The sequence below is a fragment of the Pseudoalteromonas sp. SG43-1 genome, from assembly GCF_014164415.1.
Taxonomy (GTDB): Bacteria; Pseudomonadota; Gammaproteobacteria; order Enterobacterales; family Alteromonadaceae; genus Pseudoalteromonas; species Pseudoalteromonas distincta.
The window spans coordinates 1-417 of sequence record NZ_JACJFD010000078.1; the positions used below are offsets into that span (position 1 = coordinate 1).

Annotated in this window: 1 pseudogene; it reads left to right on the forward strand. The window is 35.7% G+C overall.

Annotated features, from left to right (window positions below):
* Positions 1–213 (forward strand): annotated as a pseudogene (locus tag H5159_RS20785) (glutamate--tRNA ligase); the annotation flags it as partial.
* Positions 214–417: the final 204 nt, after the last annotated feature.

Sequence of the window (417 nt, forward strand, 5' to 3'; positions counted from 1 at the left end):
ACATTCCACGAGCTTAAGATTAAAGACTTTTTAGAGCCAATATTTGTCGCAATTACTGGCAAAACGTCAAGTACGTCAGTGCTTGATGCAATGGAAATATTAGGCTCTGACTTATCACGTGCTCGTTTACGTGTAGCACTTGCTCATTTAGGTATTTCTAAAAAGCAGGCTAAAAATATAGAGCGTGCTTACCGCGAATACCCAAGTGCATAATTGCTAAACAATGTACTTTTAAAAGCCGAGCTTAGTAAAATAAGTTCGGCTTTTTTGTTTCAGGCTGTTTAGCTATATGACATCGTATTTTGATATTGTTTAACTAAAGTATTAGTACTTAGCCCAATGATACAATAGGACATATAAACTCATAGGAGGCAGTATGATTGCAACCGTTAAAAACAAAGCCATTTTTAGCAGTAA